This is a genomic window from Paractinoplanes globisporus DSM 43857, from assembly GCF_000379645.1.
Lineage (GTDB): Bacteria > Actinomycetota > Actinomycetes > Mycobacteriales > Micromonosporaceae > Actinoplanes > Actinoplanes globisporus.
This window is the reverse complement of sequence record NZ_KB903294.1, coordinates 919,205-937,664: the sequence shown is the minus strand read 5'-3', so window position 1 is coordinate 937,664 and position 18,460 is coordinate 919,205. Positions and strand designations below refer to the sequence as shown.

The following is an 18,460-nucleotide window of genomic DNA, read 5'->3' as shown; positions in this document are numbered from 1 at the left end:
GGAGGTCAGGGGCAGTGCGCATAGGTGTGCTCGGCGCCGCGCGGATCGCGCCCACCGCGCTGATGAAGCCCGCCCGCATCGTCGAGGGCGTCGAGGTCGGCGCCGTGGCGGCCCGCGACCGCCGGCGCGCCGAGGCGTTCGCCGCCAAGCACGGTGTGCCGGTTGTGTATGACTCGTACGCCGAGTTGGTGGCCGACCCGTCGCTGGACGCGGTGTACGTTCCGTTGCCCAATGGACTGCACGGCCGGTGGACGCTGACCGCGCTCCGGGCCGGCAAGCACGTGCTCTGCGAGAAGCCGTTCACCGCCAACGCGGCCGAGGCACGCGAGGTCGCGGCGGCCGCCGAGGGCACCGGCCTGGTGGTGATGGAGGCGTTCCACTACCGCTACCACCCGCTCGCGCACCGCATGCTCGAGGTCGTCCACAGTGGAGAGCTGGGCACGGTCCGGCGGGTGGAGACCTCGATGTGCTTCCCGCTGCCGAGGTTCTCCGACATCCGGTACGACTTCGGGCTCGCCGGCGGCGCGTTGATGGACGCCGGCTGCTACGCCGTGCACTGCCTGCGCCTGCTCTCCGGCGGCATCTCCGGCGGCCTCGCCGGCGACCTCTCCGGCGGCCTCGCGGGCGGCGGGCCGGTGGTCACCTCGGCCACCGCGTCGACGCTGCGCAAGGACCGGCGCATCGACCGGGCGATGACCGCACGGTTCGCCCTCCCGGACGGCGCCACCGGGCAGATCCGCGCCTCCATGTGGTCGCGGACCCTGCTCAGCATCCGGGCCCGCGTCGTCGGCGAACACGGCACCATGACGGTCGACAACTACGCGGCGCCGCAGCTGCCGTCGCGATTCGTCGTCACCGTGGACGGCAAGCGCCGCCGCGAACGGTTCGGCGGCGACTCGACGTACACCCACCAGCTGCGCGCCTTCGCCGCCGCGGTCCGCGGCGAGCCGACCAACCTCACCCCGCCGCAGGACTCGATAGCCACCATGTCGGTGATCGACGCCATCTACACGGCGGCCGGCCTCCCGCTACGGGAGCAGCCGCACGCCTGATCCGGCGGACACCTGAAGAAGCCCCGCGCGGCGACGCTACGGCATCACGCCGCACAATGCGCTCAGCACTCCGCCCCATGCGCTGTCCGAGACGGCTGAATAGTTGACGACGAGCCCGTCCCGGAGGGCTTCGGACCGGTCCAGCGCCTCGTGGCGGAACTCCGCCATCCCGCTGACCAGCAGTCCTCGGCCGGCCGCGGCCCGCAGCACCCCGCTCTCGGTACCGGGTGGGAGTTCGAGAACCGCTTGCAGCCCGGCGGCCATGCCGGTCACCCGGACATCAGGTGCCGTCCGCGCCAGGGCTGCGATCAGTTGTTCCCGGCGGCGCCGATAGCTCTGCCGCCGTGAGCGCACGTGACGGTCGAAAGCACCCGAAGCGATGAACTCCGCGAGAGTCAGCTGTTCCAGCACGCTGACCACCTCGACGCGCCCCTTCGCCGCCATGACGTCCGGGAGGAGGTGCTCCGGCACCACCATCCACGCGACGCGGAGAGCCGGTGCCAGCGACTTGCTCGCGGTGCCGAAGTACACCACCCGGTCCGGATCGAGGCCCTGCAAGGCGCCCACCGGCTTACGGTCGTAACGGAACTCCCCGTCATAGTCGTCTTCCAGGATCAGCCCGCCGGTGGCGCGTGCCCAGTCGAGAGCGGCCGCTCGCCGTTCGGCGGACAGCGCGACTCCCGTCGGGAATTGATGGGCGGGCGTGAGCAGTACGGCGCCAACGCCGTTCCGGCCGGGCAGATCGTCGATGCGTGCACCCTGTTCGTCGACCAGAAGCGGCGGGATGTTCAGCCCGGCGTCCCGCAGCAGGGCGCGATAGAGATCCAGGCCGTACGCCTCGACTGCGACCGTTTTCACGCCCCGTGCCCTGAGCGCCTGTGCGATCAGGGCCAGGCCGTGGTGAAAGCCGGAGCAGATGACGATCCGCTCCGGATCGGCGGACACGCCGCGGACGCGGGAGACGTAGTCGGCGAGGGCGGTACGCAGTTCGCTCCGGCCGAGGGGATCGCCGTAACCGAAGGCGTTGTGGGGCGCGGCGGTCAGAGCGTGGCGCGCGGCGGCGAGCCATCGGGCACGGGGAAAGTCCGCGAAGTCGGCGGACCCCGGCGCGAGGCCCTCCGTGGGTGGACGTCGCTTCGGATCGACCCGTACGGCCGCGGTGGCCGCCGGGCGTGGCTCGGCTCGCTGGGCCACCCGGGTGCCGGAGCCCTGCCGGGCCGTGAGCCAGCCCTCCGCCACCAGTTCGGAGTAGCTCTCGGTCACGGTGCTCCGGGAAATGCCGAGGTCGGCGGCGAGGGCCCGGGACGCGGGCAGGGCGGTTCCCGGCGTCAGCCGTCCCGAGCGCACAGCCTCGCGCAGAGCATCGGTCAGGCCGGCCCGCAGCCCAGCGCCTCTCAGCTCGAGGTGTAGATCCACACCGCTGCCCGAGAGCAGCTCAGTGCGGAAATTGGTCTGCAAACTTGCCACAAAATTGGACTCTACACCCATGCCATTTATTGCATAGCGTGATGGTGGTTCCGGCCGGCATCGACGGCGGCCCGTCCACGGGACCGCACCCGGTCGCATCAAGGAGCTTCGATGTCCACAACACAACTTTCCGGTTCCTCGCCCGCGACGCGCCTGCTACCGGCGGGGGCGGCCCTGGTGGGCGCGGCACTTGCGTTCACCAGCCTGTATCTCGCCGCGGGTGCTCTCACGCCGCTGCTGGTGGTTTACCGGAGTCGGTGGGACTTCTCGCCTCTGTTACTTACCGTGGCGTTCGCCGTCTATGCGATCGGGTTCCTCGCGGCGGCTCTCACCCTGGGATCGCTGTCAGACCGTCTGGGCCGGCGGCCGGTATTGATAGCCGCCCTCGTCGTCCAGCTCGCGTCCAATCTCATGTTTCTCTTCGCTACCGGCATCGGGTGGGTCATCGCGGGCCGCGTCGTGCAGGGGGTTGCCAGTGGCGCGGCCACCTCCGCGTTCACCGCGGTGCTCGTGGAACTCGCGCCGGCTCACCGCAAGAGGCTCGGCCCGATCCTCGGCAGCGTCGGGCTCACCGGAGGTCTCGCCGTGGGTTCCCTGCTCGCGGGCCTGGCGATCCAGCTCACGTCCTCGGCCGACGCGATCGTCTTCGTCGTTCTCAGCGCGCTGACGATCGCCGGTGGCCTCGCCGTGTTCACCATCCCCGAGACGATCAGCCGGAAGCCCGGCGCGCTTCGTTCGATGATCCCCGAGGTCGCGATTCCGTCCGCGGCCCGCACCGAGTTCCGGGCCGCGGCACCCGTGGTCGCCGCGGTCTGGATGCTCGCCGGACTCTCCGGCGGCCTGGCCCCGAGCATGATCCACAGCGTGTTCCACCTCGACAGCGGCCTGCTCGACGGGTTCGCCGGATTCATCGCGCCGGCGGTCTCGGTGGTCGTCGGCCTGTCGTTCGCGGGCGTCCGCCCTCGTGCCGCGACGGCCATCGGCATCTACGCATCGATCATCGGTTCTCTCGGCATCATCAGTGGCGCCGCCGCCGGCAGCCTTCCGATCATGTTCATCGGGCAGGCCATCGCCGGCCTCGGATTCGGTGCGGCGTTCACCGGATCCCTGCGTCTCATCATCCCGCTGGTGGCCGCGGACCAGCGTGCGGGAGTGGTCGCCGGAATCTATGTCGTCTCGTACGTCGGGCTCGGCGTGCCCGTGGTCATCGCCGGGCAGCTCACCGACGTCGTCGGTGTCGTACCGACGGTCGGTTGGTACAGCGCGGTGGTCGTACTCCTCGCGCTGCTCAGCCGGGGCGCTCAGCAGCGCCTCGAACGCCGCGCCACCGATGTGTGAACCCAGACCATCCCATCGAACCCAACCAGGAAGGTAGACAATGTCCTCCACCCAGAACCGGCGCGTGTTCCTTGCCGGAGCGTCCGGCGTGATCGGCCGGCGACTGATCCCTCGACTGATCGAGGCCGGGTACATCGTCGGTGGCATGACTCGTTCGGCCGGCAAGACCGAGCTGCTGGCCCGGCTCGGCGCCGAGCCGATCCTCTGCGACGTCTTCGACCGGGAAACTCTGTTCCAGGCCGTCGGTGACTTCGCACCGGACGTGATCCTGAACGAGCTCACCGATCTGCCGGACGATGTCGCGAGCATCGGTGTGCATGCGGAACTGAACGCTCGCATCCGGACCGAGGGAAACCAGAACCTGATCGAGGCCGCCCGGAAGAGCGGATCTCCCAAGATCCTGGCGCAGACCGTCGCCTGGCAATTGCCCGCCGGACCGGATGCCGCGGCCGTGGCGGAGCTGGAGCGCTCCGTTCTCGCGGAGGGCGGCGTCGTGCTGAGCTACGGCCAGTTCTACGGCCCCGGCACTTACCACGAACACCAGCTGCCCGCGGAGCCGCGAGTCCAGATCGATCGCGCCGCCGATCGGACGGTCGAGCTGTTGGACGCGCCGTCGGGTGTCGTCGTCATCACCGACTGACAGCCGGCGGCGGACAGACGCGGCGACGCATCCCGGCGGGGTGCGTCGCCGCGGGCGGGCGGCCCGTCAGGAGATGAGCGAAGCCAGTTCGCGCCACTGGGGCAACGGCATGCCCGGGCCGGCGCCGACCACATGGAGGCAGACATGATCGGCGCCGGCCTGGTGGTGCGCGCTGACGCGCTCGCCGATGGTTTCCACGTCTCCCCAGGCGACGACGCTGTCGATGAGCCGGTCGCTGCCACCGCCGGTCAGATCCTCCTCGGTGAATCCCTGGCGGCGCAGGCTCCTGGTGTAGTGGTCCATGCCCAGGAACACGCCGACGAACTCGCGGGCCGCGGTGCGGGCTCTTCCGGGGTCGCGTTCGAGAACGACGGCCTGGTAAGGCGCGACGAGCGGGCCGTCGCCGAGCTGTTTCCGGGCCACGGCCGAGTATTCCGGCGTGACCATGAACGGGTGAACACCCGCCGTGCGTCGTCCGGCGAGTTCGGTCATCTTCGGACCGAGCGCCGCCATGAGCCGCTCCGCCGGGGGCAGCGGCGCGGGCGCCCGGTCGAGCTGGTCGAGGTAGCCGCCCATGTCGGCCAGCGGCCGGTACGGGTGTCCCGCGTGCTGCGCCGTCGCGGGGTCACTGACGCCGAGGCCGAGCAGGTGCCGGCGGCCGTACGCGTCCTGCAGGCGTATGTGCCCGGCTGCCATGTCACCCGCTCGGTGTCGCCAGATGCTCGCGACTCCGATGGCCACCTTCGCCCTGACTGTCGCCCGCAGCAGCCGTTCCGAGTCGCCGAGGATGTCGCCACCTCCCAGACCCGGTATCCACAGGGTCCCCCAGGTGCATTTCTTGGTCCTGTCTCCGAGATGGCGGCCCTGGCCCTGCGCGAGGTGCGGGGGCGGTGGTCAGATCTGGTTGCGGCCGCCGTCGACGAAGAGCTCGATGCCGGTGATGAAGCTGCTCTGGTCCGAGGCGAGGAACAGCGCGGCGCCGGCCACCTCGTCGGGACGTCCGATGCGCCCCATCGGGATGGTGCCGGCGAGGTAGGACTTGAGCTGGCCGGCCTGTTCCTGATCGGGGGCGAGGCCGTCGATGCCGGGCGTGTCGATCGTGCCGGGGCTGATGGCGTTCACCCGGATCGAGCGGCCCTTGAGCTCCGCGGCCCACGTCCGGGCGAAGGAGCGTACGGCCGCCTTGGAGGCTGCGTAGACGCCGAACGCCTCGTTGCCGAGGGTGGCCGCGTTGGAGGACTGCAGGATGATGGACGCGCCGTCGTTCAGCAGCGGCAGGGCCTTCTGGACGGTGAACAGCATCCCCTTGGTGTTGCTGCCGAACGTCTCGTCGAAGTGCTTCTCGGTGACCTGCTCGAGGGTCGAGAACTCGCCACCGCCGGCGTTGGCGAACAGCACGTCGATGCGCCGGTTCTGCGCGGCCACGGTCTCGTAGAGCCGGTCCAGGTCGGCCAGGTCGGCGACGTCGCCGCGTACGCCGGTCGCGCGGTGACCGATCTTGACCACCGCGGCGTCAAGTGCCTCCTGGCGCCGGCCGGTGATGTAGACGTGCGCGCCCTCCGCCGCGAAACGCTCCGCCGTGGCCAGGCCGATGCCGCTGGTGCCTCCGGTGACGATCGCTGTCTTGCCCTCAAGCTGACCCATGATGGGGCGCTCCCTCTCTACGTTTTTTAATGAACGCTAAAAAACTAGCTCGACCGAGGGCGGGAGTCAAGTGGGTGGGTTGCGCCGGTAGTGCCAACGGCCTGATCAGGCGTCTGCGCGCCGCGGCCAGACGGCCATGGCGGTGTCCACGATCTGGTGCAGTTGCGCGCGGGTTGCTCCGCCGGCGGCCTGGACCGCAATGCCCTGGTAGATGGTGGCGAAGTAGCGGGCGAGGCCGTCGGGATCGGTATCGGCCGGGAGTTCCCCGTCGCCGCGAGCCCGCTGCAGTCGCTCGCGCAGGGCCGCTTCGCCCGCTGCCCGGCGCGCCGTCAGCTCGTCGCGTACAGCCTCGGTGCCCGGCGAGCACGCCAGAGCGCCCTGCACCGTGATGCATCCTCGCGGATGGTCAGGATCGGTGGTGGCATCGGCGGCGCCATGCAGCAGGGCCTCGACCGCCGCTCGCGCCGTGGGCTGGTCGAATGCCTCACGGATGTACCGGGCGGGACCGTCGGCGTAGCGGTCGAGCACCTTCCTGAACAGCTGCTCCTTGTTGCCGAAGGCGTTGTAGAGGCTGGGCGCGTTGTTGATGCCCATGGCCTTGGTGAGGTCGGAGATCGCCGTGCCTTCATAACCCTGGCGCCAGAACACCTCCAGTGCCCGATCGAGAGCCGTGTCGTCGTCAAATGCGCGCGGTCGCCCGCCTGCCATGACCGCCTCCGATCCCGGTCGGTATTTTAGTCATTACTAAAATACAACGACCTCGGTCACGCCGAGCGCGGTGAGCGTTCCATTCGGCGAGTCAGTTCGGCCGCGCGGGACTGCTGGACGGCGGTTGCCTGACCGAGGGCAAAACGCCGCAGGACCGTGGGGGTACGCAGCTCCACCGACTCGGTCACCAAGGTGCCGTCGCCGTCCGGGGTCAGGTCGACCGTGGCGACGAGGCGGACCGCGCCCGGGCTGACCACCGCGCTGCGGAGCCGGCGGTCGGGCGTCACCGGGGTCAGGGTCACTCGCAGCTTGTTGTCCCACTTCAGCGGGCCGAACCGGAAACGCTCGACGCCCACGTAGCCCACCGCCTCCCGGCCCTGCTCGTCGCGGACCGGCCGGACATCGTGCACGGCCACGAGCAGCGGTGACAGGCCGACATAGTTCCGGGGCTCGATCAGGTGGGCGTAGATCGCCGCCGCCGTCGCCGCGACGTGAAAGGAATGGCGGAGATCGTCTGTCGGCATGAGCACACCCTAAACCGAGACGGGTTACAGGTCGGGAGCCCAGAACCACCACGGAGCCGCGTCGATGTCGGTCACGAACGAGCCGAGCCGCTCCGGGTAGCGGCGCCGAAGTTCGGTGTGGAGAAACTCGTACAGGTCCTTGCCCCGGTACGGCCACTGCTCGGTGAGGCGCCAGACCACGCGGCCGCTCGGCTCGCGGACCAGGGCGCCATCGGCGTACCCGAAGACGAGGTGGACCGGCTCGTTGCCGGGGTAGTCGGGCAGCGCGGCGGAGAACCGCGCGGCCAGCTCGTCGATCGGGCGTTGCCGTTCGCGCTGTTCCTCGCGCCGGCTGCGGTCGAATTCGGCGAGCGCCGCCGTGAGTGCCTGCGCGGGGGTCGCCGCCAGGCCCTGCCACCCGGCGACCTCCTCGAGCGGGACGCTCACCAGACCCGTGATCTCGGTGTCCCGCCAGACCGATCCGACCCGGCCGTGGTAACTGTTCCACTCGGTCCAGTACTCGTAGAGCGCGTTCCCGTCCACCTTGCAGACCGCGCCGTAGAGAGAGTCGTCGACGGAACTGGTGGTGCTGCCGAATATCCGTCTGATGGTCCAACCCGCGTCGAGCAGGTAGTACGTGTGCGGCGCGGCGACCGGGAGGCCGGCCTCGGTGAGAATCGGCCCGCCGGCGATCGTCACCGAGTCGACCGGCCCCTCGACGAGGATCTCGCCGGCCGGCGTCAACCAGGCCAGTTCCACACGGCCACGGTATCCGGGCTCCGCACTGGTGCGGGTGCGGCATAGTGGCGGCATGTCCCGCCCGGTTGCTGAACAGGCCGACGAACGCCTGGACCAGGCCGTGGGAACGCTGTATGCGACGTTTGCCCGCTTCGAGCTGGGCCCGGTGGCCGGGTGCCCGCACTGCGTCGGCGAGGACGATCAGCGGGAGATCCGGCGGGCGCCGCTGCGCGAACTGACCGGCGAAGACCTGGACCATTACGCCTTCAAGGCCATCAGTACCTGGGGAGACGCCGACGACCTGCGGCATTTCCTGCCCCGCCTGCTCGAGCTGGCCGCCCACGGCGATCTGCCGGTCGACGTGGCCACCGTCGTCGGCAAGCTACGGCTGGCTCGGTGGTCGCGGTGGCCCCCGGACCAACGGGACGCGATCGAGGCATTTGCCGGCGCCTGGTGGCGGCGCACCCTGACCATCTTCCCCGCCCCCGACGACGCCGCCACGGTATTACGGGCTATCGGCCAGGCCATTGACGATTTGTCGCCCTTCCTGTCGGCCTGGCTCGACCCGCCCACCGAACTGGCCGCGCGCCACCTCGCCGCCTTCGTCGACGAACTCGCCCACTCGATCCGCCGCCGGCCCACCGGCCCGGTCCTGCCCGGCTGGTGGCACGACCAACCAGCCCAGCTCCTGACTTGGCTGGCCCGGCCGGCGGTGCGAAACACGGTGGAGAACGCCTTCTTCGACGCCAGTTCCGCGCCCATCGCCGCCGAGATGTCCGCCGCGGCGGACCAGTTGGCCTGGCTACCGCCACCGGGACCGTGATTTGAAGTCTGTCGAGACTCGTTGACCGGCATCCATGCACTGGCAAGAGTTAGGTCGATTTCCACATTCGACTCATGCCACAGCATTGAGATGAACCAAAAAGGTGTGAAATGGTCAACAGACGATTTCTCGATCCGCCCCTCGCCGCCTTCCTGACCGTCGCGCTCACGGCGGCCGGTGTGGCGGCCACCGGTGGCCCGGCCGCGGCCCATCACGGCTCCGGTGCGACCCCGGTGGTGCTCTTCAGCTCCGACGGCATGCGCCCCGACCTCATGCAGCGCTACGCCGCGCAGGGCCAGATGCCGGCCTACGCCTCGCTCATGCACGGCGGTGCGACCGGGGCGAACGGCCTGACCCAGGGCTTCCCGCCGAACACCGGCCTGGGCTGGTACACGATGGCCACCGGCGCCGGGCCGGGCGTGCACGGCAGCACCAACAACACCTTCTTCGACAACCGTCAGGCGTTCACCACGTCGACGTCGTTCTCGTTCCACGGCAACGGCGCGAGCCCGGGCAGCGACCCGACAAACGTGCTCGAGGCCCAGTCGGTCGCGTCGAGCGCCGAGCTGGCCGGTAAGAAGGTCGCACAGTTGGAATGGACCGGTGGTCTGAACGCCAACATCAGCGGCCCGACCGTCGACTACGCCACCTTCTACTCCCAACGCGGCCTGCTGGAATACCCGGTCAACCCGGCCAAGCAGACCAGCGCCGCGAGCTTCGGACTGTCCTACCAGGTCGCCGCGTTCACTCCGGCCGCCGGCTGGACGAACGTGCCGACGAGTAGCGGCAAGCCCGCCGAGCAGACCATCCTGACAGTCACGTCGACCTCCGCAGCCCTCAACCCGACCAGAACATTTGACCTTTACGTGTACGCGAGCGGGCGCCACGGCTACGACAAGGTCGTGATGGTGCCGTCGGTGGCGGGCAAGGACGGCAGCAAGGCGGCGGCCAACCTGACGCCGCGCACCTACAGCCCGGTCAAGCTGACCGGCGCGAACGGCCTGATCGGGGCGGCCGCGGGGGAGAGCGCCGGGTTCTACGTCGACGTGACGAACCTGGCGAGCGACCTGTCCAGCTTCGGCCTCTACTTCACCTCGGTCACCCGGCCCAACGCGCACTGCGCGACCGCGGCCTGCAACGCGCTGCCCGCGGGCGCCCCGGGCGAGGACAAGCTCGCGAAATACATCGCCGACAACCTGCCCCCGGCGATCTTCGGCGACTTCGCGCCCGAGGAGGCCGGCCTGATCGACGAGGACACCTGGTACGGCCAGACCGTCGGCCTCAATCAGGCGTACGACCTCGCGGTCTTTGATTATGTCCTGAAGAAGTTGCAGCCGGACACCGAGGTTCTGCTGGCCGGCACCGACCAGACGGACGAGGTGAGCCACCAGATCCTCGGTCTGCTCACCCCGACCGCGCCGGACGGCAGCGCCAACCCGTACTTCGACCGGGTCGCCGGCAGCGGGCCGCGCGACAACCGGCTCGTCCAGCGCGAGGGCTACCTGCGCGGCGCCTACCACTCGGCGGACGCGCGGCTCGGCTTCGTCCGCTCGGTGCTGCACAACCCGGACATCCTCGCCTCCAGCGACCACGGTTTCGCCCCGCAGTGGTACGCGGTCGACGCCCCGCTGGTGCTCAAGCAACTCGGCCTGCAGGACGTCGAGCAGACCGGCAACTGCCGGCCGGCGGCGGCCAGCCAGACCGGTAAGACCATTGCAAAGGCCTGCTGGGCGGGCGGTACCGCGCAGATCTACCTCGACCTCAAGGGCCGCAACCCGGACGGCGTGCTCGCGCAGGCCGACTACCAGGCGACCGTTGACAAGATCGTCGCGGCGTACCGGGGCCTGAAGGACCCGGCGAGCGGCAAGCCGGTCGTCGAGAAGGTGCTCACCAAGGCCGAGCTGGCCGACGTGGACGGCAGCGACTCGCTCAACCCGACCCGCTCCGGCGACGTCGTGGTGGTCACCAAGGTGCCGTACGAGTTCGACGGTAATACCGTTGGCACGATCGTCGCGCCGTCGAAGTTCTTCGGCCAGCACGGCTACCTGCCGGACGACGTCGACCTGGCGCACAACATCAACATGCACGCGACGTTCGTGGCCGGCGGCCCGGACATCGCGCATGTCCCGGCGGTCCGCGGGGTGCACGCGGTCGACCTCGCCCCGACGCTGGCCGTGCTGGGTGGGTTCAACCCGCCGCTGCAGGCCCAGGGCAGCGTGCTCACCTCGATAATCAAGGGCGGTTCGCGGTACGCGACGGGGCAGCTCCTGGCGATCAACGACGTGCACGGCAACCTGACCCACGACGGGCTCACCTACACCGACCCGTACACGGGCGTGAAGGACACCGCGGGCGGGATCGCGACGCTCGCCGCGTACCTCAAGAACGCGAAGGCTGCCGACCCGCGCGACACTGTCACTGTCGAGGCGGGCGACATGGTGGGCGCCAGCCCGCCGGCCTCCGGTCTGCTCCGCGACAAGCCGACGCTGGACGCGCTCAACAAGATGGGGATCGACGTCGGGACGCTCGGCAACCACGAGTTCGACCGCGGGGTCACCGAGATGCTCCGGCAGATCAACGGCGGGGTGTCAACGGTCGATCCGTCCATCACTTTCAACAAACTGAACTTCCCGATGGTCGACGCCAACGTGATCAGCGACGCGACCGGGAAGCCGCTGCTGCAGCCGTACACGATCAAGACCGTCGGCGGAGTCCCGGTGGCCTTCATCGGCGCCACCACGATCACCACGCCGACGATCACCACCACCGGCGCGACCACCGGCGTCCACTTCACCGACGAGGCCACCGCCATCAACGGGCAGGTCGCGGCCCTGAAGAAGAAGGGCGTGCGGGCCTTCGTGGCGGTCATCCACGAGGGCGGCGCCCAGTCCACCTACCCGGTCGGGACGGTCGGCGACCGGATCAACACGATCGCGGCGAACCTCGACCCGGCCGTCTCCGTGGTGATCAGCGGGCACAGCCACACGGTCGTGGACACCCGGGTCGGGCACGCGCTGGTCATCCAGGCGTCCTCCTACACGCGGGCGTTCGACCGGGTGCACCTGCTGCTCGACCGGCAAGCCGGGACGATCGCGGCGGCCTGGGGCGCGGTGCTCCCGGTCTGGGAGAACACCCCGCCGCTGTCCACCGACCCCTCGGCGCCGGCGGTGCAGCCGGACCCGGCGGTGCAGAAGATCGTCGACGACGCGGTGACCGCGACGAATCCGGTGACCCAGCAGGTGGTCGGCCACGCGGCGGCCGACGTCCCCTCCCAGCGGGAGGGCGGGGCGACTGCGGCCGGTGAGTCGCCGGCCGGTGACCTGATCGCCGACTCGCAGCGGCTCTACACCAAGACACAGCTCGCGTTCGTCAACACCGGCAGCGTCCGGGCCGGGCTGACGGCCGGCGAGGTGACCTACGGTGACCTGTTCACGATGCAGCCGTTCCAGGACGATTACGTCGACACGTTCTCGCTGACCGGCGCCCAGGTGTGGGCGTTGCTGGCGCAGCAGCTCGCGCCCGGCACCGGCGGGATCATGCAGATCTCCGGCCTGCACTTCACCTACTCCGGCGGAACGATCACCGGGGTCTGGCTGGGCGCGGCCGGCGACAACAGCACCCCGATCCCGAACGACACGTCGGCGTCCTACACCGGCACCGCCAACTCGTTCATGATGGGCGGCGGCGACGGCTTCACCGTCCTCACCGGCGCGAGCAACATCGTCCAGACCGCCGACGCCGAGCTGGTGCCGCTGGTCTGGTACGTCGGCACCCTGCCCAACCCGTTCACCTACACCACCGACGGCCGCATCGCCGTCGGCTGAGCCCGGCTGGGCCGGCCCTGATGGGCCGGCCCAGCATCTCCAGGCGTGCTCAGACGACCGGGTCGACCGGGTTGCGCCGGCCGACGATCAGCGGAGAACGCGGTCGCGGTGGCGCGGTAGCCGACGTCACCCGGGTTCAGGACGTACTCGGAAAGCATGCCGTCCCGGCGCGAGAACACGCATGCGACGTAGCCCATCTCGGCGGTCACCGGGTGCCAATGCGGCTCACGCATGCTGTTCTCCTTGATCTGAAGCGAATACATCGACAGGTCGTCGAGGGCGGCCCAGAACTGCCTTCGGGCCAGGCGCGCGTGCCCGTTGGCGTACGAGAGGGGTGCGTGTTGTCCCTCGATGTCGAACAGGCGGGCGTTGGGCAGCGGTCGAAGGCGGAGAAGGACGAGAAGCTGTCACCATTGCCGAGCGCGGCGACCAGCACGGTGCCGGAAACGCAGTAGGCGAGCCGATTCGCGTTGACGTTCCACTGTGGCTCCCGGATGGCGCCGGGCTCCAGAACGATTCGCTTCAAGGAGAGGCGTCGGCGTCGAACGCCCGGCGCCGACGGCAAACGCGACCAGCGAAATGGTCACGGTCACCGGATTCGGGCCCAGCGGCGGCCGGGTGCCAGCGGCGCCGATTCCGAGAAACACCAGATTGCCGGTCTGGAATCCCGTGAAGACCTTTCCGAACGACAGAAAGCATATTGCCTCGTACATGCCCGACGAGAGGGACAGCGCCACCGGAAGCCAGTCGCGAATGGCGAGGATCCTCGGTGCCGCATCGGCCGCCGGTCCACCACCCGGGGCCGCATCGAGCCGTGCCGGACTCGGCCGGCGGGTCGGGAGTCGGCGATTCATGGGACGTTCTCGCGGGGATCACCCGCGGCGGATGAAGACCTTGATTCCGGCCGCTGCCTACTGTGCGGCTGACAACGGCCAACGGTCTGACGTAATCCCGTGGCAGGTGCACCATGGCTGAACCAGAGGTCCCGCCGGTCAGACGACCGTCGATGATGGATGCTGTCCTCCCGCTGATCGCGCTGGCCGTGCTGATCGCGAGTTCCCTGGCCCTGTTCGGTCTGGACGCGCTGGACGGGCCCCTGCAGGTGGCGCTGGTGGTGTGCGCCGCGATCGCGGCGTTGATCGCGCTCAAGAACGGGCACAGCTGGGAGGAGATCCAGAACGCCGGGCAGGAGGCGATCGCCTCGGTGACCAGCGCGATGTTCATCCTGCTGGCCGTCGGCGCGCTGATCGGCACCTGGAACCTGTCCGGCACCATCCCGACCCTCGTCTACTACGGGATCCAGGTGCTCTCGCCGGCCTGGTTCTACGCGGCCACGGCGATCATCTGCGGGATCGTCGCGCTGAGCATCGGAAGCTCCTGGACCACCGCGGCGACGATCGGAGTGGGCCTGGTCGGTATCGCCGCCCTGCTCGACGTGTCGCCGGCGATCACGGCGGGCGCGGTGATCTCGGGGGCCTACCTCGGTGACAAGACCTCGCCGCTGTCGGAGACCACCATCCTGACCGCGCAGATGGTCGGGGTGGACCCACGCGAGCACATCAAGCGGCAGGTCTGGACCTCGGTGCCGGCGTTCCTGATCGCGCTCGTCGTCTTTTTCATCCTGGGTTTCGCCCGGGCTCCGGACGTGCACGACGCGGTACCGACGGCCACGGAACTGGCCGATCTCGACAAGCTCTTCTGGATCAGCCCGGTGAACCTGCTGCCCTTGCTGCTGCTGGTCGTGCTGTCGGTGCGCAAGGCGCCGGCGTCGCTGTCCCTGCTCGGGTCGGCGCTGTTCGCGGGCGTGCTCGCGGCGTTCACCCAGCGCCAGGTCGTCGCCGACTTCATCGTCGGGCAGGGCAACGTGGTGGTGGAGTCGATCAAGGCGACCTGGCTCGCGATGGCGACCGGTTTCCATGCCGACACCGGCCTCGCCGATGTCGACCGGCTCGTCTCCCGCGGCGGCATGGCGAGCATGCTCTTCACACTGTGGCTGATCTTCGGGGCGGTGACGTTCGGCGTTCTGCTGGAGCGGTTCGGGCTGATCTCGCGCCTGGTCGACCCGATGATCGCCACCGCGAAGAGCACCGGGCGGCTGTTCCTCACCGTGTTCGCGTGCGCCTTCGGCCTGAACATCGTCGCCGGTGACCAGTACATCGCGCTTGTCCTTCCCGCGCGTATCTTCCGCGCCGAGTTCGCCCGACGCGGTCTCGCGCCGACGAACCTGTCCCGGCTGACCGCCGACAGCGGCACCGTCACCTCCCCGCTGGTCCCGTGGAACTCGTGCGGGGCGTTCATGGGCGCCACCCTTGGCGTCTCCACTTTGCTCTATCTGCCGTACGCCATCTTCTGCTACGCGAGTCCCGCGCTGAGCGTGCTGTACGGCTTCACCGGCTTCAAGATCGAGAAGGTCGAGCCGGTCGCGCTCGACCCGTCACCAGGACGGAGTGACTGACAATGGATGACACAGTTCCCGCGGCCGCTCACACCTCGCTCGCCGCCACCCCGGTTGGCGCGACCCCGGCTGCCGACCCCCCGGTCGTGACGCCGGGCAAGATGAGCCTGCCCACTCTCACGGCGATGGTGGTCGGCAGCATGGTCGGCGCGGGCGTGTTCTCGCTGCCGGCGCGCTTCGGCGTGGCAACCGGCATCCTCGGGTCGCTGATCGCGTGGGCGATCGCCGGAACCGGGATGCTGATGCTCGCCTTCGTCTTCCAGACCCTCGCCATCCGCAAGCCCCACCTGGATTCCGGCGTCTTCATCTACGCCAAGGCCGGCTTCGGTGACTACGCCGGCTTCAACTCCGCCATCGGCTTCTGGGCCAGCGCGGTCGCCGGCAACGCCTTCTACTGGGTGTTCATCACCGCGACCCTCGGCGGGCTCTTCGCCGGCTTCGGTGACGGCGACACCGTCCTCGCGGTGGCTCTGTCCACCGTCGGGGTCTGGCTGTTCCACTACCTCATCTCGCGGGGGATCCGCGACGCGGCCGTGATCAACCGGATCGTGACCATCTTCAAGATCCTGCCGATCCTCGTCTTCATCGTCGTCCTGTTCGTCGCCTTCGACGCCGGCATCTTCGCCGACAACTGGACCGCCACCGGGTACGGCGACCTCGGCTCGCTCAACGAACAGGTCCGGAACACCATGATCATTACGACGTTCGTCTTCCTCGGCATCGAGGGCGCGAGCGTCTACTCCCGCTACGCCAAGAAGCGCGAGGACGTCGGCAAGGCGACCGTCATCGGCCTGCTGAGCGTGCTGTCGATCTTCGCTCTGGTGACGCTGTCGAGCTACTCGGTGATGGCCCAGCCGGAGATCGCCGCGACCCGCCAGCCGTCGATGATCGGCCTGTTCGAAAGCGTCGTCGGCGACTGGGGCCGCTGGTTCATCAGCATCGCCGTCATCGTCTCCGTCCTCGGCGCCTACCTCGCCTGGACCCTGATGGCGGCCGAGGTGATGTACATACCGGCCCACAACGAGGACTTCCCGGCCTTCCTCGGCAAGGAGAACGACAAGGCGACGCCGATCACCGCGCTCGTCGTCACCTCGCTGGCGGTCCAACTGCTCCTCGCGGTGACTCTCGTCCTGACCGACGCGCTGAACTTCATGCTCGACCTGTGCACCAGCCTCGCACTGATCCCGTACTTCCTGGCCGCCGCGTACGCGTTGAAGCTGGGCCTCACCGGCGAGTCCTACGACGAGGTGGCGACCCGGACGCGTCGCAAGGAGACGATCATCGCGGGGGTCGCGACCGCGTACACCCTGTTCCTGTTCGAGGCGGCCGGTCTCAAGTTCCTGCTGCTGTGCTCGGTGATCCTCGCGCCGGCCACCCTGCTGTACGTCAAGGCGCGCAGCGAGCGAGGCCGCCGGTTGTTCACGCCCACCGAGATCGTCCTGTGCGTCTTGATCGTGGGCGCCGGGATCGTCGGCTTCATCGGACTGTGGAGGGGCTTCATCTCCGTCTGAGGCAGCATCCTACGAGACCACCGGCGCCGCCCTGTCCGGCGAACGGTCTGACCAGTAGATCTCGCTGCCCAGCAGCACGCCGAGCGCGACGGCGACCATCGTCGCCGCGGTCGTCAACAGGGTGTTGAGCCCGTCCAACGGGTCGGCACCGAGATACTTGGTCACGCCGAGCAGGCCGAGCGCGCCCGGCACCAGCAGCCAGAAGGCGGGCAGCACACTGACCGGCGCCGGTGGTCCGTTCGGCGCCCGCGCCACCAGGCGGGCGGCGGGGGTCATCAGCACCGCTCCGACGAAGGCGGACAGCACTCCACCGAGGAAGAACCCTCCGACCACCTGACCCGCGTACGCGATGTAGAGCACCAGCAACAGCCAGCCGAGCGAGGCAAGACGGGCGCAGTGGTGCAGCACGACACCCGTACCGAAGAGAGCGACGCCGAGCCAGGTCGTCCAGGCCGGCAGGAGGTCGGAACTGACCCCGATGAGGGTATTGAGCGGGGCGCCGACCAGTTCGGCCGCGCTGGTGATGCCGAGCGCCAGCAGGAACAGGCGCATGCTGCCGGACGCCAGCCGGCCGGCGCCGGAGATCATTTGTCCGGTGGCCAGCTCGATCGCCGCCGTCGTCAGCAGGGCGCCGGGAAGGAACGTCACCAGGGGCGCGGCCAGCGGCGCCAACGCCCCCGTGCCGGGGGCGAGTCGGACGAGCAGAAAGGCTCCGCACGCCACGCCGAAGGCGCACAACGGCGGAAGGAACGGCTGCCATCGCGCCGGCGCCCGTTCCGTCGCCAGTTGCAGAAGGCCCACGCCCGCGCCGAGCAGGGCAGCTCCCCACAGGCCGGTCCAGTCGGCCCGGAGCACCAGCGCGAGCCCGGTCGACAGCAGGACATAGCCGGCCACGCGGGCCGCCGGCCCGAACGCCGGTGGCAGGCCCCGGATCCGGGTGAGCTCACCGAGCCCGTCGATCGGCCCGACCCGGCCACGTTCGGCCGACCGGACGAGCCGGTGGAGGGCGTCCATCTGCTCCAGGCGGAGCTGCTCGGTGCCGGCGGGCGCGACGGCGGTCTGCACCGTGCCCAGGGTGGGCGCGGTGACGAACAACGCCGTCGCCAGCACGACGACCTCCGCGTCCGGAACGCCGTTGACCGCCGCCACCCTGCCCAGGATCCGCTGGACCGAGGACACCGGCTCGCCGCCGTCGATCAGGGCCTGCCCCAGGGCCACGAGGAAGGGTACGAGCGAACCGGAGACACCAGGGTGCGGCGGCGGTCCCGGTCGCGGTCCGGTCGGGCGGCGTGCGGCGCGCGCCGATCGACGGCCGATCGCGAGGGCGACCGCGCCCGTTGCCAGCAGGGCGCCCAGTGCCGCGAGCAGCGTGGACACCGCGATGCCGGACCGCGTCGCGGCGGGGGATCCCGCGGAATCCGGAGTCGGGATGGGCGCGGACGCCGACACCGGTGCCGTCGTCGTGGTCGGAAGCGGCGACGGGAGGCTGGCGGACACGGAGACCGAGGCGTTGTCGCTCGTGAGCGGGCCCGGCGAGGCGGACTCGCTCGGCTCCGGTGTCGGGGTCGGGGTCGGCGCCGGCAGACCGGCGTCGTCGGTGGACGTCGCGGCCGGTCCCGGTTCCGGCGGATCGGAGGGCTGCGCGCCGTCGACCGGCCCGGCCAGGGTGAGAGCGGCGGCGAGACCGGCCAGCAGCAGCGCCGCGATGCGCATCTCGTGGCGGACGACCATGGCGCATTCTGGCCCTCATCCGCTGG

Annotated in this window: 16 protein-coding genes and 1 pseudogene; 7 read left to right on the top strand and 10 right to left on the bottom strand. The window is 69.8% G+C overall.

What is annotated here, in order from left to right; genetic code table 11:
• The first annotated feature begins 14 nt into the window (after positions 1-14).
• Complete coding sequence (locus A3CQ_RS0104195) at positions 15-1,052, top strand: Gfo/Idh/MocA family protein (protein WP_211216446.1); 1,038 nt, start codon at positions 15-17, stop codon at positions 1,050-1,052.
• Between the two features lie 36 nt (positions 1,053-1,088).
• Here A3CQ_RS0104195 and pdxR read toward each other — a convergent pair whose 3' ends face one another.
• Entirely contained in the window at positions 1,089-2,519 is a 1,431-nt protein-coding gene (pdxR, locus tag A3CQ_RS0104190; RefSeq protein ID WP_051115129.1) for a MocR-like pyridoxine biosynthesis transcription factor PdxR, read from the bottom strand.
• 111 nt (positions 2,520-2,630) lie between these two features.
• Here pdxR and A3CQ_RS0104185 point away from each other — a divergent pair, with 111 nt between their 5' ends.
• Entirely contained in the window at positions 2,631-3,857 is a 1,227-nt protein-coding gene (locus A3CQ_RS0104185; RefSeq protein ID WP_063713516.1) for an MFS transporter, read from the top strand.
• A gap of 40 nt (positions 3,858-3,897) precedes the next feature.
• The gene (locus tag A3CQ_RS0104180; protein ID WP_020509656.1) at positions 3,898-4,497 is read left to right on the top strand and encodes an SDR family oxidoreductase; all 600 of its coding nucleotides are present in this window, start codon (positions 3,898-3,900) and stop codon (positions 4,495-4,497) included.
• A 66-nt stretch (positions 4,498-4,563) separates the two neighbouring features.
• Here A3CQ_RS0104180 and A3CQ_RS51415 read toward each other — a convergent pair.
• From A3CQ_RS51415 to A3CQ_RS0104155, 5 genes and pseudogenes are all read right to left on the bottom strand, one after another.
• Positions 4,564-5,319, bottom strand: a pseudogene (locus tag A3CQ_RS51415) (TIGR03620 family F420-dependent LLM class oxidoreductase); the annotation flags it as partial.
• Between the two features lie 72 nt (positions 5,320-5,391).
• A complete protein-coding gene (locus tag A3CQ_RS0104170; RefSeq protein ID WP_020509654.1) occupies positions 5,392-6,141 on the bottom strand; it encodes an SDR family NAD(P)-dependent oxidoreductase in 750 nt (249 codons plus the stop codon).
• A 105-nt stretch (positions 6,142-6,246) separates the two neighbouring features.
• Positions 6,247-6,849, bottom strand: coding sequence for a TetR/AcrR family transcriptional regulator (locus A3CQ_RS0104165; RefSeq protein ID WP_026205278.1), 603 nt, complete (start codon positions 6,847-6,849; stop codon positions 6,247-6,249).
• Positions 6,850-6,905: 56 nt separating this feature from the next.
• Positions 6,906-7,373, bottom strand: coding sequence for an SRPBCC family protein (locus A3CQ_RS0104160; protein WP_026205277.1), 468 nt, complete (start codon positions 7,371-7,373; stop codon positions 6,906-6,908).
• A gap of 24 nt (positions 7,374-7,397) precedes the next feature.
• Positions 7,398-8,111 carry a hypothetical protein gene (locus A3CQ_RS0104155; protein WP_020509651.1) on the bottom strand — a complete coding sequence of 238 codons (714 nt, stop codon included), beginning with the start codon at positions 8,109-8,111 and terminating at the stop codon, positions 7,398-7,400.
• A 52-nt stretch (positions 8,112-8,163) separates the two neighbouring features.
• Here A3CQ_RS0104155 and A3CQ_RS51410 point away from each other — a divergent pair, with 52 nt between their 5' ends.
• Together A3CQ_RS51410 and A3CQ_RS57040 are read left to right on the top strand one after the other, a co-directional pair.
• Complete coding sequence (locus tag A3CQ_RS51410; protein WP_020509650.1) at positions 8,164-8,913, top strand: hypothetical protein; 750 nt, start codon at positions 8,164-8,166, stop codon at positions 8,911-8,913.
• Between the two features lie 110 nt (positions 8,914-9,023).
• Positions 9,024-12,737: a 5'-nucleotidase C-terminal domain-containing protein gene (locus A3CQ_RS57040; RefSeq protein WP_020509649.1), complete on the top strand. Its 3,714-nt coding sequence runs from the start codon at positions 9,024-9,026 to the stop codon at positions 12,735-12,737.
• Here A3CQ_RS57040 and A3CQ_RS61985 read toward each other — a convergent pair.
• Genes A3CQ_RS61985 through A3CQ_RS61980 form a run of 3 tightly spaced genes read right to left on the bottom strand, consistent with a single transcriptional unit; the run spans position 12,704 to position 13,591 of the window.
• Positions 12,704-12,970, bottom strand: a complete 267-nt coding sequence (locus A3CQ_RS61985) for a cupin domain-containing protein (RefSeq protein WP_211216445.1) — start codon at positions 12,968-12,970, stop codon at positions 12,704-12,706. The genes A3CQ_RS57040 and A3CQ_RS61985 overlap by 34 nt on opposite strands.
• Complete coding sequence (locus A3CQ_RS63995; protein WP_369076484.1) at positions 12,943-13,263, bottom strand: cupin domain-containing protein; 321 nt, start codon at positions 13,261-13,263, stop codon at positions 12,943-12,945. Before A3CQ_RS63995 ends, A3CQ_RS61985 begins: the two co-directional genes overlap by 28 nt.
• The gene (locus A3CQ_RS61980; protein ID WP_157295269.1) at positions 13,145-13,591 is read right to left on the bottom strand and encodes a YoaK family protein; all 447 of its coding nucleotides are present in this window, start codon (positions 13,589-13,591) and stop codon (positions 13,145-13,147) included. The genes A3CQ_RS63995 and A3CQ_RS61980 overlap by 119 nt, the downstream gene beginning before the upstream one ends.
• 113 nt (positions 13,592-13,704) lie before the next feature.
• On the opposite strand from A3CQ_RS61980, the gene nhaC reads away from it, so the two are divergent.
• Both nhaC and A3CQ_RS0104130 read left to right on the top strand, forming a co-directional pair.
• The gene (gene nhaC / locus A3CQ_RS0104135) at positions 13,705-15,192 is read left to right on the top strand and encodes a Na+/H+ antiporter NhaC (RefSeq protein ID WP_040431300.1); all 1,488 of its coding nucleotides are present in this window, start codon (positions 13,705-13,707) and stop codon (positions 15,190-15,192) included.
• Between the two features lie 2 nt (positions 15,193-15,194).
• Complete coding sequence (locus A3CQ_RS0104130; RefSeq protein WP_020509647.1) at positions 15,195-16,703, top strand: basic amino acid/polyamine antiporter; 1,509 nt, start codon at positions 15,195-15,197, stop codon at positions 16,701-16,703.
• A 9-nt stretch (positions 16,704-16,712) separates the two neighbouring features.
• Here A3CQ_RS0104130 and A3CQ_RS51400 read toward each other — a convergent pair whose 3' ends face one another.
• Positions 16,713-18,434 (bottom strand): threonine/serine exporter family protein, encoded by a 1,722-nt coding sequence (locus A3CQ_RS51400; RefSeq protein ID WP_020509646.1) that lies wholly within the window; start codon positions 18,432-18,434, stop codon positions 16,713-16,715.
• Between the last annotated feature and the right edge of the window lie 26 nt (positions 18,435-18,460).